The sequence below is a fragment of the Tenacibaculum sp. TC6 genome, assembly GCF_050606265.1.
In the GTDB taxonomy this organism is placed as follows: domain Bacteria; phylum Bacteroidota; class Bacteroidia; order Flavobacteriales; family Flavobacteriaceae; genus Polaribacter.
In genome coordinates this window covers 84118-98316 of record NZ_JBOCUK010000007.1, presented here as the reverse complement: position 1 = coordinate 98316, position 14199 = coordinate 84118, and the positions used below count along the sequence as shown (strand labels likewise).

Sequence of the window (14199 nt, the reverse complement as noted above, 5' to 3'; positions counted from 1 at the left end):
GATTTCTACAATTATTTTAGAACATTGATAACTGGTTGTTATCGTAGTTCGTGATTAATATTTCGTTTTTCTTATTCTTAATGTTTTGCCTTTCTTTCAAGTAAATCACATTCATTTTATAATCAGCAGCAAAGTCTAAAACTGCTTCATGATCAAATTCTGACATAGCGCATTTGATTCCGCATTCGTCCATTATTTTAAAACAATCTTCTGTATCAGATACAGACCATTTAGGAACTTTATAATAATGTGTAGAATCAAGGTAAACCGGATCGAGATAAACAAAACAATCTTCTTTAGGTGTTACGTCTTTATTAAAAGAAATTTTAGGTAATACTTCTCTAAAATCAGAATTAGTAATTTTAGAGTTAGACAGCATTTCAAATACTGGATCTATTCTCTTAAGTAAATTTCTTTTTGTATTATCAATTCCTAACCTCAGTGTATCTCCTTTTCCTAAATAGGTAAAGTTTGAAAGAAGCAAAAAACGCAACGATTTACGCAAAGGATCAGTTTCTTGATTTTCCTTCCAGTGGTTAATCATTCCTTCAGAAACCGGCATTAACTTAATAGCTTCTTTTAATTCTTCTTTTTGATCAAGTATAACCCTGTATAAATTACTTACATCAGAATCAAAATCATTAAGAATTGAATACTTAGGTATCGGTAAATAAAAGAAGCTTCCTCCGGCACCAAAAAACAATTCAATGCGCATTTTATGTGATGGGAAGTGATTATATAGTAAATCACTTATTTTTCTTTTATTTCCTAATCTCGTTAATACCACGTTATCTACTGTTAATTTAGTTTTGATTTATTAAAAGATGAACCCACAACATGAATAGACTTATTAGGATCAATTTCATCAAGACCAGAGCAAAGAAAACCTCCTAACATACTATGTGCTTTGTCATAATTGGGAGTTTCAATACTATTATCCTTTTCCCATTCTTTCATTTCTTTATCTCCCAGTTCTGATAATGTATAGAACGTCTTTCTAATCTCTTCCGGTTGTAATAAATTCGGTTTACAACAACTAAAATCAGGACAACATTCATTATCCTTTTCATTGTGTATTGAATTACCTTTTACCCACTCTATTAATTGGTGCTTAACTCTTTTTTTATAAGTATTTCCTTTTAATTTCATTCTTTGCGTTTTTTTATACCAAAATAACCCTGTTTTACTTTTTTATAATTTGATATCTTTTTATGTACTTTGTTTTAAAATTCTATGTTTTTAGGATTCTCCGGGCATCTTCCTTTGTGTGCATCTCTTGCTTTTTTACTTGAAAAAGGAGTTGAGCAATACGGACAAGATTTGTCCTCAATTTCCTGCTTTAGCTTTTGAATTTCTTGTAACTTAGATGCTGTATTTTGCTCTAGTATTGCTAAGTTTTCCTTACTTGCTGCAATGTTTTGCTCTAGTATTGCTAGAGTATGCTCTAAAGTTGCTTTTGCTTGGTTGGTTTGTGCTTCTTGTTGCTTTGTTTTTACTTTTTTCACAAACACTTGATTTAACCAAAATCCTAAATAGGTTACAAACGCATTAAATATTAAAAGGTTTGTAACATCTATCCAATTAGTTTGTTTTAACACATCTGTGATAACGCACAAAACAAGAAAATCAAAAAACGCAATAGAGGTAATTACCCATTCCTTTTTTTCGGATATATTTACTGAAGTATTAAGCATAGCCCTTGATATAAAATAACCAAAGAACATAGCCGGAATAACTCGTAAATAATTTATGGGAATCAGATAGGTAAAAAGCACATAAAAAAATGCAGCTTGTTTTATCCCGTAAAACACACCGTAACTAATAATAGAATACGACAATGAATCCATTGACGTTAAACGTTCGTGTATCGGTTTCTTTTTCATCTTACTTTTTGATCTAAAAGGTTAATAGATGTCTGAGCATTCAACCTGTGAAAATCTGTATCTAACAGGCTTATTTTGTTTAGTAAAATTTCTTTTAAAGCCCATGCCTCATGGTACTTAAATGTTAAAGAAATTTTTTTTGTGCTATTTAATAAATCCAACTCTTTGTAGAGCTTCCTTTTACGTTTTTCAAACATATCAGAAAGTGTTGCCCCAATAGATATCTGTACTTTTTCTTCTGGAGAAAACATATTGAATGAGGTTTTGTAAACCTCATTGAGTAGCTTGTTTATAGAAAAAACCTGCTCAATGGTAAATTTTAATTTTACTTGCATAACTATAAACTTATAGAGGTTATTAATTCTCCGGTGGTATTGCTATAAAAGTTTACCTTATTAGCCTTTCCAGAATAAGCTGAATCTTTAAAACGTCTATACATTGCATTAACCAATGTATTTGCGTTTTTTCTGTTTTTGCTTAAATGATTATACCACACCGGATTAACTTTTCTTCCTTTATTTCCAGTTAATTTTAAATGACTATATCCGTTTTTTAAAAGGATTACCATTTTAATTTCTGAACAATTGGGGCATGTTATTTTATTGTTTGCTCCACAATTGCATTTTTTTGAAATGTTGCTTGCGTTTTCTTCCATTAGGCAAAGTTTTGATTGTTTTTATTAATTAGATTTGATAATTGAACCAAATATTCATGAGGTAAATTATCTTGTACGTAATTGTAAAGTTGTTGGTGGTTTATTCTTCCCAATTCATACCTCTGTATAGCTTTGGTTAGCTTTTCATTGTTGCTTAATCTATTTTTTCTTTTTGATGCCTCTGCTTGCTGCACTTTTTGTTCCGCAATTCTTTTAGCTTGATACTTTTGGTGGCTTTTCCAAACTGAACTAAGGCCAAAGAATCCTATTTCATTAGATTTTGTTCTAGTAGTATCAAAATAAGCGAAAGGAAAAAGGGGAGTAACTTTTGTTTTAAAAAACCATTTACGAGCAAAATTTAAAAGCCATCTATATTTTTTTAAATACTCTATTTGTGTTGATTTATGGAAAGTAACAACAGTATTATTTGAGGATTTTTGATTAAACAGGCTACTTTCATTCAGCTGATTAATTGCTTTTTTCCAGTTTCCTGTATGGACCTTAGAGCATTTCCAAATTTTAGCAGCTGATTTAATAAAATCCTGAATTAAAACTGCTCTAAACTCTTCTCTATCAATCAAAGGGTTAGCTTCTATTTTTAACAAATACTCCTTTCTTAACCCCTTGTAATCATCGTAATACCCGGTAGCCAGTTTTTCAGCCATTTCTTGATCATCTTCTAAACGAGCTAAAAAATTATGCGCTTGTATTTTTTGAGTATTGGACGTTTCAGGATGTTTTTCGGCTTTCAAAAAATCTGGCAAAATTTTAAAAATTTCGCCGCCCGCCTGTTTATTTTTTTTAGCTATCCCTTTGGTGTTCTTGTAGCCCTCCGCAGGAGATTGAGTGTTGCTTGCGTTTTCTTCCGGTATCGAGCAACATTTATTTAGATCTGTGCTATTAGCACAGTCTTTTATTTCTTTTTCTTTTAATAAAAAGGTTCTAGTAGTATCATTATTATTATGCAAAACTTTCTCTAAACCATTAAAAAAGTTATGATTTTCAAGGGTTTGAGATTTTGGTACATTTCCGTCTAAAACCTCAAGAATAGAAGAGTTAAAATTTACCTGAATTGGCTTATTTTGGTTGATTTGAACATACTTAACAAGTATGCCTGCCTCACGAAGTCTTTTAACATGGTTTTGCGCAGTTTTTTTACAAATATCAAGTCTTGGTATCTCTGAAATCTTATGATTTGCTAGTTTGCGATGATCTATTTTTAATTTTGGAAGAGAATTTTTTAATACACTAGTTGGTCTATTTATGTTCATTAAATAGGCATTACGGCTCTTGAGCTGAGAAACGTAAAAACCTACTAATACATTAAAAATAATTTCGGTTTGAAATTTAATTTTTTGTATAGTTTTCTTTGGGTATAACGGTATATTCTCATTCTCTTTTTCTACCAGAATATTATATTCCCTAGAAAATAGATAGTTGTTTGCTTTTTGAAAATTAGCTTTGCGCTTTTTTTGCGCTTCAGAAAGTTCGAAATTTTTTAATACAACAACATTGTTGTATTTTCTTATTTCTTCATTCTCTTTTTCTACTTTACTATTGTATTTTACCACATACTGACGGTAATTATCCATCGTATTTTTAACTGCTGAGCGGTCTAAATACGGATAATTTATATAGCTGTAGTATTTTTGAGAGTTTTCATTTTCTACACCTTTTTTTAAAAGATAAAAACCATGAGAATTGTTAAATATTTCAACCTCTTTGTTATACTGTTTAGGTGTTAGTTTTCTTCGCTGTGCGCTATCTTGAAAGTTTTTGATAGTATGCTGTAAGATGGGGGTTAATGTAACCTTTTTCAGATTCTCTTTTACTTTTTGGTTGTAAACTCCAATTTCAGAGAAAATAATTGCGTTTTTTTGCGCAATATTTGCGTTTTTTTGATTATTTTTGTTCATAGATAGGTGGTTTTACAAAATCATTTATTCCTTATGGTAAAAAGTGGTTTGAGGCTCAATTCTTGCCACTTTTTTGTTTTTAGGACTAATTTCTTCCGCATCAATTACTTCAATTTCATTGATATCTTTTGGTTTGAGATTTTTTTTCATTTTTATACTTTTTATGTTTAAAAAGAAAGAGACTACTTAATACATCGTAGCCCCTTTCAAATAAAAACTAACCAAACTTTAATTTTAAATTAATGAACTTTTAAAAGCATCCCTTTGTTTATGTCTCCGGGATGCTTTATGAATAAGAACTAACTTATCCCTTATGGTATTTTTACGCAATTGCGTTTTGCGTTTTTATACTGTAAAGCAGGAAAGAAATGCTATTTTTGTGTTACTTTCAGACAGGCGAAGAACTCAAATTTATTACGCTTAAAATCCTGAAAGTAAATTGCATGATGATTAAGAACGTTAATCAAAGTACAGTTACATATCGTAACTGTAAAGGTTCAAGCTGTCAAACTTTTACAATTCAAGGTAATAACTTACTATTACCTGTATTGTTTGGTGTCGCAGTAGGTTTAGCGATTTCAAAATCGTTTAACTAATGATCCTAAATCCATCTGCGCTATGCGGATGGATTTTAACTCTTAAAATAACTTTCTTCCCTGCCAATATGTTTATGAACTTTTTAAAAGCATCCCTTTGTTTATGTCTCCGGGATGCTTTGTGAATAAGAATAACTTATCCCTTATGGTATTTTATAAAAACGCAATTGCGTTTTGCTTTTTTAGACTTTAAAGCAGGAAAGAAATGCTATTTTTGTTTTAGGTATGGGCTTCAAATGGAGCCTATTCCATTTGAATAAAATCCGTACCAAAAATGCTTATGAACACTATTATGTATAATAGCTGTACGGAAAAAGGGTGCAACTCAATTTCAATTCAAGGAAACAATATTGTTTTACCTGTATTGTTTGGGGTTGCAGTAGGTTTAGTGATAGCTAAATCATTAACCTAAAATTTTAACCGCCTGTATCTTCAGGTGGTTTTTTCTTTCCTGCCAATATGTTTATGAACTTTTTAAAAGCATCCCTTTGTTTATGTCTCCGGGATGCTTTGTGAATAAGAATTAACTTATCCCTTATGGTATTTTATAAAAACGCAATTGTGATTTGCGTTTACATTGCTAATCTGTCTAGTTCCTTAATAATAGATTGCTCATTATAGCGCCCTGTAGAGGTTTTTCCTTTTCCAGGATCATATTTAATTAAGGTTTCGGGGTCCTTCAATCGTTCCTCTAACCAATACCGGGTTACGTTATACTTTTGTAACACTTCTTTTTTGGTTAAATAACTATTTCTTTTATCTACACGTGTTTTTAAATTAACCTCAATTAGTAAATTATCAAGAACCTGTTTGTCAATAACAACTAAACCTAAATTGTTTAGTGCTGCAACAAATTTTTGTGATTCTTCTATGGTAATAACTGCTCCCATTTTATTTACTTAATTTTTTACAGTTGAAAAGGCCTCCTCTTGACAAGTCCCCTTCTAACATCTTAAGGAAACCTTTTAACTGTTCAACTATTTAAAAACTACCTATGTTCTTTTTATAAAAACAAAAAGCAATCCATGGCTAAAGGTCGGGTGCGCCATGAAATTGCTTTTCTACTAGTCATCTGTCTACTAATATATATTGTGCTTATGTTGACCTTATTTAACACCCTTTTGTATTCTTTTTTAACTATATTTGTTTTGTATAGGTCCAAATATACACAACTTGTTTAGTATTACAATACTTTTTTAGTATTAATTAATATAAAATATGTTAAAAACAACATAAACAATTAATTATCAAATGATTAGCAAAGAGGAAAAAATAAATAAAATACTAGATTTTACTCAAAAAAATAACATTTCTGCTTATGAAATAGCAAAAAATACTAAACTAACTGAAGCAGGAGTAGGTAAAATACTAAACAAATCCAGTAAAAATCCTAGAGACTTAACTGTAGATGAAATATATTATTATTTATTTAATGACGATAATTACCCGATCAATGAAACAACAGAATATTCTATTGATTTAGAAGGAAAGAAAGAAATAACAATCAGAGAATTAGTTTTAATGGTAGCTGAAAATGAACATGAATGTATGAAACATCAAATCTTTAAGAATATAATTGAAGTAAGAGTAGCAAAAAGAATATCAGAAATAACTGCTTCAAAAGAAACCCTCCTTGAATATTTAAAGCCTGAATAAATCTTATTCGGCTTTCTTCTAGCTATTCTCTATATATAATTTATATGAAATTGATTTATAGTTTTGTATAACTTTATTTTGTTCCTTAATGATCTTTTCTTCTCTATCAGAATCCTCTAACGGTATTTGACCAGAGTTTTTAAGTCTTTCAATTATATCTTCTTTTATAATTTTCATAATTATACATTTTGGGGGATATTATTTAGAGTCCATTTTTACTAACCTTATCTAATACTTCCCATTTTTCATCCTCTTTTTCTTCTTTTGTATTTTTTAAAATATGGGAAACCATAATTCTTATATTTTCTAATAATTTTTCTTCAATTGTAAAAGCTCTTCTTAAAACATGATAAATAAAATATGAAGTAGGAATTAATACTATAACTAAAAATAAAGTATAAAATCCAATAGAAAAATCATATGTTTCAGCAAAAATCAAATGATACATCCAAAAAAGCGCAACAAACATAAAAGCAACTGACACATGTGGTTCATACCATTTTAATAGATTGTTTTTCTTTAATTTATGATCTTTTATTGCCAGATAACAGCAAACAATAAAAAATGTAAAAACTAAACCAAATAAAAACAACCAATAACTTAAAGAAGCACGACCATTAAAAGAAAAATCATGAGCATAAACCTTTCTCTTATCAGCAATTACTTTAAAATCAGCAATTCTTTTTTTCTCATTATTTCTTTTAATTTTAATATACTCTTCCTTAGTATATTTATCTCCCAAAAACTGCTCATCTAAATTAAGTTCTTTTTCATTCCAGCTTTTTTTCAGATCATTTCTTTCTTCATTTAATTTAATTATTTTTTCGTTTTCATATGAACCAGGGAAAAACCTATGTATAAAAGAAGCTGTTACTGCAGAGGTCACCGCAATAACAGCTAAAATATTAAAAAAAATTTTTTTACCCTTCCCCATCATCGTCAGGGTCGGTGTCTTTAATGGTTCCGTCGTCTTTTGGGTCAACAAATTTGATTTCTTGTTTGTCATTTCTTTTTTCAATTTCTTCTAATGAGTTGTCTGTACAGCTGTTTAAAGCAAAAGCACCTATTACTAAACCTAAAATTAAAACTAATTTTTTCATTCTACTCTTTTTTAAAATTAATAAGAGTAAAAGTACGTTATTAATTAATAATTATGTTTTTAGCTAGTTTTTTTGAGGACAAACAAACATAATTAAATTATTTTATTTCCTCTTTATTTAAAATGGTTTATTCATAATAATTACGGTCTAACCCAGTTACAAACAACCCCATCTGAAGTTGAATAAATAAAAGATTGCTTTACCTTGTCAAATATTAAAGTAAAACCCTGGTTCTCTTCTCTTATAAAAGTTGTTTCAGACTTTCTAAGCCAAATAAATTGTTTTCCATTTGTAGTTTGAATCAAGAAATCACCTCGTTCATTAGATGTCTGAGAACTAATGTCTATCGTCAGATTACCACAACTCGAAAGATATTTTCCATCAATCATGTTAGAGCTAATTTTTAAATCAAAATCATCTAACTTTGAAAAAGTCTTAAGAAAAGTGTTTGTTATTAATGGTTTAACTCCTTTTTTAACTTTAAATGAGGTTTCCTTTGTATATACTTCATTCTTTTTAATTTCAAAAATCAACTTGTTATCCGTGGTTATTAATTGTGTTTTTTCTCCTGATATCCCAATACCATTACCAAACCACCCAGTAGAATTTCTAACTTTTAATTTAGAATAAAATTTTTCATCACCATTTGGTATATTCCATTTATTAGCTGCATCTTTCATTAATTGTACAGCGTAAAATAGATTATTATCATTAGTGTTTTCAGCGCTTAATATTATTATATATGAATCCTTTTTTTTACCTTCTTCTTCCTTAATAAGTTGGTAAGAAATTTTCAAACCACCTTTTTCAGCAATTTCAATTTTTTCTTGGCAAAAACTATTAATAGTTATTAATAGAATAAAGCAATTTAGAATAAAGTAGTTGTTTTTCATATAAATTTGTTTCTTAAAATTTAGTGAGCTAATAAAGCAAAAATTAATCATTTTTATTTACGGATATCCGTAACGATAGGTTATTAACTGTTTGTAATTTTGCTTTTTATGCTTGTATGAACACCCCTAATTAAATGAAAGCCAAACTTATAATTTTATAAAACGGGTTGAAATAAGTAAAACTACTATTTTTTATATAGGGTTTTTGAGGATGTGTTTAAGGGTTTTCCCTTATTGTAAAGCAATTAATAAAAATGTAGTTTTGAACAGTTTAGATATTAATAAAAACATATACTTATTTAATTAAAATCTTTAATTAATTAAAAGTGTTTTAGAACAAAATGAGAAAACTTAATTTGAAAATACCTCCTCATGATAATTTAATTATGTGGTTAAAATTTGTATCAAAAAATATACACCTATATAAAGAATATAATAGCTTAACTATCGATTTTGGAATTACAGAGTTTTTAGGAACAGATGAATTAGTTCTTTTAGCTTCATTTATAGAAGTATTTTATCATAATGACTGTGAAATTAATTTTGAAGGAGGAAGTTATAAATTAATTTCACATTTAAACAATATTAGATTAAAAGAATACTGGACCGATGGTTTTAATAGAAGTGATTATACTGAATCGAAAAACTCTTCTACTTTATGTCTATGGAAAATTCATCCGCAAATGTCATTTTATTATTCCATTTATGCTCAAAAGTTCTATGAAAGTTTTACTAACAATAAAGACTTATTAAGTATAGCCAGTAATATGGATGAAGTTTTTAATAATATCTTTGATCATTCAAGATCACCTGATTGGAATAATGGTTATATAATGACTCAGTACTTACCTAACATTAATAAACTAGAATTTTCAATATGTGATTTTGGGATTGGTATTGCAAACTGTATAAGAGAGTCTAAACTATTTAAAATAGAAGAATCAGAAAGAGATAGCGATTTAATTTTAAAATCTTTAAAAGCAGGATTTTCAGTTAAATCTAATCCAAAAAATAAAGGGATGGGACTTCACTATATTTCAGACCTAGCAAATACATCTAATGGTTTTTTAACCATAGCATCTAATAAAGGACTTTATAGAAAGTTTATAGGAGGAAGGGAATCTCTGGTTAATCTTCCAGTAAATTTTGAAGGAACATTAATAAAATTAAGAGTTGATTTATCAACATTTGAAGAGAAAGAAACAGAAGAGTATCTTTTTGATTTTTAACATTTTTTTCTTATTTTTATATATATATTTGCACACTTTTTGTTTAATTTTTTTTAAAAAAAGTAATTAATCATGAATACAATAGTACTTAGGTTGCTTGTTACGAACTCAAGTACAAATGAGCAAGGTTTCATACTGTTTGATGCTCTCCAACAAGCACAAAACAATGATGAGCCAGTAATTTTACATATTGATTCTGATTTACCAATGTCATCTTCGTTCCTTAATACATCTATTGGGAAATTTTTAGATACATATGGAATAATAAGATTTAAAGAAATAGTGAAATTTAAAGGTTCAAAAAGCCAATTTTTAAAACTAACAGATTATATTCAAAAATATAAAGAACTGTATTTAGTATAAATGGTAAAAGAGTTTCTTTTTAAGAAACTCTTTTTTTATTATTTTGCTAATTAGTATCAATTATTTTAAAATGATATTCATCCCTAACCTCTTGTGGGTAAACATCTTTATATACTGTATCTATATCATCACGTTCATGGCCCATCAATGTTCTAAGTAAATCCGGTTCAATAAATAATCGAGAACCAATAGTTGCAAATGTGTGTCTTGATACTTTAGTAGCAAAGTTTCCTCCTAAAGGTTCAATATTGATGTTAAAATCATCCTGAATGCGTTTTAAGTTTTTCAACACTCTACTATAAAAGGTTTTATACCCTGTATAATCCTTACGCCAAGGAAAAACAAAACGACCATCTTTTACCCTATACTTATCTAATATTTTTTGTGCTTTTGGAAAAATTTTTAAATCGAACTGATAACCATTATCATCAAGCTTTCCTCTTGTAAAAAAAACCCTCCCTTTAGATATTTGGTAATTTTCAAGATAATATAAATCTTTAAAATCTAAGCCTCCAAAATAAAACTGCAACAACCATAAGTCTAAAACTGTTTGCCTTCCTTCAGGTAAATTATTTATTCCTTCCAGGAGTTTAATAGTTTCTTTATTTATATGCTTTTTTTGTGTTCGATTCTTTTTTACTGTTATTCCTTTAAAAATCCCGTCAAATGGTTTCTTATCATCAACTAACCCTCTTCTTACAGCTTCTTTATACAATGCACGATATGACTTCATATAAGCAGCTATCGTGTTTTTTTTATTGCCTTTACTATATTGCCAGTTTTTAAAATTAGAAAGTAACGTATAATCAATATCACTTAACAATAATTGACTTCTAAAAACTTTCATTTGGGCCAGAGCTGCTTCATAGGTAAGGGCATTTCCTATTTTTGCAAATCCTTTATCATCAACTTTTTTCTTAAGCTCACCCACATAAAACTCTGCAAATTCATAAAAGCAACCACTTGTTATATTTTGTTCACTTCCTAGTAATTTAGATTTGATATGTTCAAAATCTATTCTCGGATTATCTAACGCATCAAATAATAGCTCTTCAAGAGCTAGCTTTTTTTTACGTATAAAAAGAATTTTGCGTTTATCGTTTTTTGGTTCTTGTTTTTCAGAATCCCATTCCTTCTCTAAAAAACAAATACCTAAAGAAAATAATTTTTTACTACCTTTATTTGCTAGTTTTACAACTACTGGGAACCCGGATTTTCTTAGTTGATTTTTTCTTACATCAAGCACTATTTTACCCTTCATAATTTCTCCTTTTTTTCTCTATTTTTCAGCAAAAAACAACATATTTCAACATATTTCAACAAAGATAAAAAAAGAAACTAAATAAAAAACCCCTAGAAAACTAGGGGCTTTAAGCGTGGAGAAGGCGGGGCTCGAACCCGCGACCTTTTGACTGCCAGTCAAACACTCTAGCCAACTGAGCTACATCCCCATTTTAAAGAACACCATTTTTGGCTCGGGTAAAAATACAATAATATTTGAAACAAATACTGTTTATTTTATCCTAACGGAATAAAAGTTTATTCCGTTAGGATAGATAGATTTTTATAAAAATTCTTTTAGCTGTAAAAGGGTTACGATTTTAAATCAAATCTGTCTAAATTCATTACTTTAACCCAAGCAGCAATAAAATCTTTTACAAACTTTTCTTTAGCATCATTACTAGCATATACCTCAGCTAAAGCTCTTAGTTCTGAATTAGAACCAAAAATTAAATCAGCTCTGGTTGCAGTCCATTTTACCTCATTAGTAGCTCTGTCTTTACCTTCAAACTCTAACTGATTCTCAGAAGTAGCAGTCCAATACGTATTCATGTCTAAAAGGTGTACAAAGAAATCATTTGTTAATACTCCCGGATTACTTGTTAATACGCCGTTTTTTGAGTTATCGTAGTTTGCATTTAAAGCACGCATACCTCCTACTAATACGGTCATTTCAGGAGCAGTTAAGGTTAACAGTTGTGCTTTATCAACTAATAATTCCTCAGGCTTAAGCGTATATTTCTTTTGTTGATAATTTCTAAAACCATCAGCCATCGGTTCTAATACGGCAAAAGAACTTGCATCCGTTTGTTCTTGTAAAGCGTCCATTCTTCCCGGATTAAACGGAACAGCCATTGTATATCCTGCTTTTTTAGCTGCTTCTTCAACAGCCGCTGAACCTCCTAAAACAATTAAATCTGCCATAGAAACCTTTCTATCATTAGAAGCATTGTTAAATTTAGATTGAATAGTTTCATAAACAGCTAATACTTTTTTCAATTGCTCCGGATTGTTACTTTCCCAGTTAATCTGTGGCTCTAAACGAATACGTGCCCCGTTGGCTCCTCCTCTTCTATCCGAGCCTCTGTAAGACGACGCTGATGCCCAAGCTGTTTCAATTAACTGGTTATGCGGAACCCCAGAAGTTAAGATTTCTTTTTTAAGTGAATTGATATCTGCTTGCGTAATTAACTTATCAGTACGTACAGGAATCGGGTCTTGCCAAATAAAATCTTCTTGTGGAATATCTGATCCTAAATACGTAGTTTTTGGTCCCATATCTCTATGCGTTAACTTAAACCAAGCTTTAGCAAAAGCTTTATCAAACGCTAATGGTTCTTCTAAAAACTTCTCGCAAACTTTCTTGTAATTTGGGTCAAATTTTAAGGCTAAATCTGAAGTTAACATAGTTGGTCTGTGTCTTTTATTTTTATCAAAAGCATCCGGAAAAACTTCTCCAACATCTTTTGCTACCCATTGATGAGCTCCTGCAGGACTTTTAGTTAATTCCCATTCATTGTCAAACAAGGTATTTAAAAAAGCGTGACTCCAACGCGTAGGGGTAGGTGTCCAAATAACTTCTAAACCAGAAGTAATAGCATCTTTACCTTTACCCGATTTATAGCTGCTTTTCCATCCTAATCCTTGCTCTTCAATACCTGCTGCTTCCGGTGAAGGACCTACTTTATCTGCCGGACCTGCTCCGTGAGTTTTTCCAAAAGTATGTCCGCCTGCAATTAATGCAACCGTTTCTTCATCGTTCATTCCCATTCTACCAAATGAGATACGTATGTTTTTAGCTGATGCTAACGGATCAGGATTTCCATTAGGTCCTTCCGGGTTTACATAAATTAATCCCATTTGTACTGCTGCTAGAGGGTTTTCAACTTCTAAATCCAGTTCTCCTTTCTCGTTTAACCTTCTGCTTTCTAACCAACCAGATTCTGACCCCCAATACACATCTTCTTGTGGTACCCAAACATCTTCTCTACCTCCGGCAAAACCAATAGTTTGTAACCCCATAGATTCAATAGCTACTGTACCTGTTAAAATCATTAAATCTGCCCAAGAAATTTGTTTTCCGTATTTCTGTTTAATTGGCCATAATAATCTTCTTGCTTTATCTAAATTCGCATTGTCCGGCCAACTGTTTTGTGGAGCAAAACGTTGAATTCCCATACGTGTACCTCCTCTACCATCACCTGTACGGTAGGTTCCGGCACTATGCCATGCCATACGAATAAATAAAGGACCGTAATGTCCATAATCTGCAGGCCACCAATCTTGAGAATCTGTCATTAATTTTGTAAGATCAGCTTTTAATGCTTTATAATCTAACTTATTAAACTCTTCAGCGTAATTAAATTTTTCTCCCATTGGATTGGTTAATTCTGAATTTTGTGCAAGCACGTCTAAATTCAGCTTATTAGGCCACCAATCTTTGTTTGATTTAGTTTCTGTTATTTGTTCTTTTTTATGCCCTTTATCAAAGCCAAAAGGACATCCTCCTTTTTCTTTTTCTTCTCCGTGATTTTGTTTACCACTGCAAGAGAAAAATAAAGAGGCTGTTACGATACCTAGAATTATTTTTTTCATTTTTTAAACTATTAATTGATTTTGAGCAAAAC

Annotated in this window: 18 protein-coding genes and 1 tRNA gene; 4 read left to right on the top strand and 15 right to left on the bottom strand. The window is 30.1% G+C overall.

Features of this window, described 5'->3' with window-relative positions; all coding sequences use genetic code 11:
• Positions 1 to 16: 16 nt before the first annotated feature.
• The 7 genes from ACQY1Q_RS05980 to ACQY1Q_RS05950 form a co-directional block, all read right to left on the bottom strand.
• Positions 17 to 787: a DNA adenine methylase gene (locus tag ACQY1Q_RS05980; protein WP_431004379.1), complete on the bottom strand. Its 771-nt coding sequence runs from the start codon at positions 785 to 787 to the stop codon at positions 17 to 19.
• Positions 788 to 798: 11 nt separating this feature from the next.
• A complete protein-coding gene (locus tag ACQY1Q_RS05975; protein ID WP_431004378.1) occupies positions 799 to 1149 on the bottom strand; it encodes a hypothetical protein in 351 nt (116 codons plus the stop codon).
• A 74-nt stretch (positions 1150 to 1223) separates the two neighbouring features.
• Positions 1224 to 1883, bottom strand: a complete 660-nt coding sequence (locus ACQY1Q_RS05970; RefSeq protein WP_431004377.1) for a hypothetical protein — start codon at positions 1881 to 1883, stop codon at positions 1224 to 1226.
• Complete coding sequence (locus ACQY1Q_RS05965) at positions 1880 to 2218, bottom strand: hypothetical protein (RefSeq protein WP_431004376.1); 339 nt, start codon at positions 2216 to 2218, stop codon at positions 1880 to 1882. Before ACQY1Q_RS05965 ends, ACQY1Q_RS05970 begins: the two co-directional genes overlap by 4 nt.
• 2 nt (positions 2219 to 2220) lie before the next feature.
• Complete coding sequence (locus ACQY1Q_RS05960) at positions 2221 to 2538, bottom strand: hypothetical protein (protein ID WP_431004375.1); 318 nt, start codon at positions 2536 to 2538, stop codon at positions 2221 to 2223.
• On the bottom strand, positions 2538 to 4130 hold the full coding sequence (locus tag ACQY1Q_RS05955) for a hypothetical protein (RefSeq protein WP_431004374.1): 1593 nt from the start codon (positions 4128 to 4130) through the stop codon (positions 2538 to 2540). The genes ACQY1Q_RS05960 and ACQY1Q_RS05955 overlap by 1 nt, the downstream gene beginning before the upstream one ends.
• Positions 4131 to 4478: 348 nt before the next feature.
• A complete protein-coding gene (locus ACQY1Q_RS05950; RefSeq protein WP_431004373.1) occupies positions 4479 to 4604 on the bottom strand; it encodes a hypothetical protein in 126 nt (41 codons plus the stop codon).
• Between the two features lie 726 nt (positions 4605 to 5330).
• On the opposite strand from ACQY1Q_RS05950, the gene ACQY1Q_RS05945 reads away from it, so the two are divergent.
• Entirely contained in the window at positions 5331 to 5462 is a 132-nt protein-coding gene (locus ACQY1Q_RS05945; protein ID WP_431004372.1) for a hypothetical protein, read from the top strand.
• A 160-nt stretch (positions 5463 to 5622) separates the two neighbouring features.
• On the opposite strand, the gene ACQY1Q_RS05940 is transcribed toward ACQY1Q_RS05945, so the two are convergent.
• Positions 5623 to 5940, bottom strand: coding sequence for a hypothetical protein (locus ACQY1Q_RS05940; RefSeq protein WP_431004371.1), 318 nt, complete (start codon positions 5938 to 5940; stop codon positions 5623 to 5625).
• Between the two features lie 361 nt (positions 5941 to 6301).
• Here ACQY1Q_RS05940 and ACQY1Q_RS05935 point away from each other — a divergent pair, with 361 nt between their 5' ends.
• Positions 6302 to 6706: a hypothetical protein gene (locus ACQY1Q_RS05935; RefSeq protein WP_431004370.1), complete on the top strand. Its 405-nt coding sequence runs from the start codon at positions 6302 to 6304 to the stop codon at positions 6704 to 6706.
• Between the two features lie 18 nt (positions 6707 to 6724).
• Here ACQY1Q_RS05935 and ACQY1Q_RS05930 read toward each other — a convergent pair whose 3' ends face one another.
• The 4 genes from ACQY1Q_RS05930 to ACQY1Q_RS05915 all read right to left on the bottom strand — a co-directional run bounded on the left by ACQY1Q_RS05930 (position 6725) and on the right by ACQY1Q_RS05915 (position 8699).
• Positions 6725 to 6883, bottom strand: coding sequence for a hypothetical protein (locus ACQY1Q_RS05930; RefSeq protein WP_431004369.1), 159 nt, complete (start codon positions 6881 to 6883; stop codon positions 6725 to 6727).
• Positions 6884 to 6908: 25 nt separating this feature from the next.
• Positions 6909 to 7712 carry a hypothetical protein gene (locus ACQY1Q_RS05925; protein WP_431004368.1) on the bottom strand — a complete coding sequence of 268 codons (804 nt, stop codon included), beginning with the start codon at positions 7710 to 7712 and terminating at the stop codon, positions 6909 to 6911.
• Positions 7627 to 7806, bottom strand: a complete 180-nt coding sequence (locus ACQY1Q_RS05920) for a hypothetical protein (protein ID WP_431004367.1) — start codon at positions 7804 to 7806, stop codon at positions 7627 to 7629. The genes ACQY1Q_RS05925 and ACQY1Q_RS05920 overlap by 86 nt, the downstream gene beginning before the upstream one ends.
• 140 nt (positions 7807 to 7946) lie before the next feature.
• Positions 7947 to 8699, bottom strand: a complete 753-nt coding sequence (locus tag ACQY1Q_RS05915) for a hypothetical protein (protein ID WP_431004366.1) — start codon at positions 8697 to 8699, stop codon at positions 7947 to 7949.
• A 341-nt stretch (positions 8700 to 9040) separates the two neighbouring features.
• Between ACQY1Q_RS05915 and ACQY1Q_RS05910 the strand changes: the two genes are divergently transcribed.
• Both ACQY1Q_RS05910 and ACQY1Q_RS05905 read left to right on the top strand, forming a co-directional pair.
• Positions 9041 to 9928: a hypothetical protein gene (locus tag ACQY1Q_RS05910; protein WP_431004365.1), complete on the top strand. Its 888-nt coding sequence runs from the start codon at positions 9041 to 9043 to the stop codon at positions 9926 to 9928.
• 72 nt (positions 9929 to 10000) lie between these two features.
• Positions 10001 to 10291: a hypothetical protein gene (locus tag ACQY1Q_RS05905; protein ID WP_431004364.1), complete on the top strand. Its 291-nt coding sequence runs from the start codon at positions 10001 to 10003 to the stop codon at positions 10289 to 10291.
• 46 nt (positions 10292 to 10337) lie between these two features.
• Here the strand turns inward: ACQY1Q_RS05905 and ACQY1Q_RS05900 are convergent, their stop codons facing one another.
• The 3 genes from ACQY1Q_RS05900 to katG form a co-directional block, all read right to left on the bottom strand.
• Positions 10338 to 11552, bottom strand: a complete 1215-nt coding sequence (locus ACQY1Q_RS05900; protein ID WP_431004363.1) for a phage integrase SAM-like domain-containing protein — start codon at positions 11550 to 11552, stop codon at positions 10338 to 10340.
• Between the two features lie 116 nt (positions 11553 to 11668).
• A tRNA-Ala gene (locus ACQY1Q_RS05895) sits at positions 11669 to 11742 on the bottom strand.
• Between the two features lie 142 nt (positions 11743 to 11884).
• Positions 11885 to 14167 carry a catalase/peroxidase HPI gene (katG, locus tag ACQY1Q_RS05890; RefSeq protein WP_431004362.1) on the bottom strand — a complete coding sequence of 761 codons (2283 nt, stop codon included), beginning with the start codon at positions 14165 to 14167 and terminating at the stop codon, positions 11885 to 11887.
• Positions 14168 to 14199: the final 32 nt, after the last annotated feature.

Excerpts from the sequence above, each read along its gene's own strand:
- ACQY1Q_RS05975 (WP_431004378.1), bottom strand. The coding sequence starts at position 1,149 with ATGAAATTAAAAGGAAATACTTATAAAAAAAGAGTTAAGCACCAATTA.
- ACQY1Q_RS05970 (WP_431004377.1), bottom strand. The coding sequence starts at position 1,883 with ATGAAAAAGAAACCGATACACGAACGTTTAACGTCAATGGATTCATTG.
- ACQY1Q_RS05965 (WP_431004376.1), bottom strand. The coding sequence starts at position 2,218 with ATGCAAGTAAAATTAAAATTTACCATTGAGCAGGTTTTTTCTATAAAC.
- ACQY1Q_RS05960 (WP_431004375.1), bottom strand. The coding sequence starts at position 2,538 with ATGGAAGAAAACGCAAGCAACATTTCAAAAAAATGCAATTGTGGAGCA.
- ACQY1Q_RS05955 (WP_431004374.1), bottom strand. The coding sequence starts at position 4,130 with ATGGATAATTACCGTCAGTATGTGGTAAAATACAATAGTAAAGTAGAA.
- ACQY1Q_RS05950 (WP_431004373.1), bottom strand. The coding sequence starts at position 4,604 with ATGAAAAAAAATCTCAAACCAAAAGATATCAATGAAATTGAAGTAATT.
- ACQY1Q_RS05945 (WP_431004372.1), top strand. The coding sequence starts at position 5,331 with ATGAACACTATTATGTATAATAGCTGTACGGAAAAAGGGTGCAACTCA.
- ACQY1Q_RS05940 (WP_431004371.1), bottom strand. The coding sequence starts at position 5,940 with ATGGGAGCAGTTATTACCATAGAAGAATCACAAAAATTTGTTGCAGCA.
- ACQY1Q_RS05935 (WP_431004370.1), top strand. The coding sequence starts at position 6,302 with ATGATTAGCAAAGAGGAAAAAATAAATAAAATACTAGATTTTACTCAA.
- ACQY1Q_RS05930 (WP_431004369.1), bottom strand. The coding sequence starts at position 6,883 with ATGAAAATTATAAAAGAAGATATAATTGAAAGACTTAAAAACTCTGGT.
- ACQY1Q_RS05925 (WP_431004368.1), bottom strand. The coding sequence starts at position 7,712 with ATGACAAACAAGAAATCAAATTTGTTGACCCAAAAGACGACGGAACCA.
- ACQY1Q_RS05920 (WP_431004367.1), bottom strand. The coding sequence starts at position 7,806 with ATGAAAAAATTAGTTTTAATTTTAGGTTTAGTAATAGGTGCTTTTGCT.
- ACQY1Q_RS05915 (WP_431004366.1), bottom strand. The coding sequence starts at position 8,699 with ATGAAAAACAACTACTTTATTCTAAATTGCTTTATTCTATTAATAACT.
- ACQY1Q_RS05910 (WP_431004365.1), top strand. The coding sequence starts at position 9,041 with ATGAGAAAACTTAATTTGAAAATACCTCCTCATGATAATTTAATTATG.
- ACQY1Q_RS05905 (WP_431004364.1), top strand. The coding sequence starts at position 10,001 with ATGAATACAATAGTACTTAGGTTGCTTGTTACGAACTCAAGTACAAAT.
- ACQY1Q_RS05900 (WP_431004363.1), bottom strand. The coding sequence starts at position 11,552 with ATGAAGGGTAAAATAGTGCTTGATGTAAGAAAAAATCAACTAAGAAAA.
- katG (WP_431004362.1), bottom strand. The coding sequence starts at position 14,167 with ATGAAAAAAATAATTCTAGGTATCGTAACAGCCTCTTTATTTTTCTCT.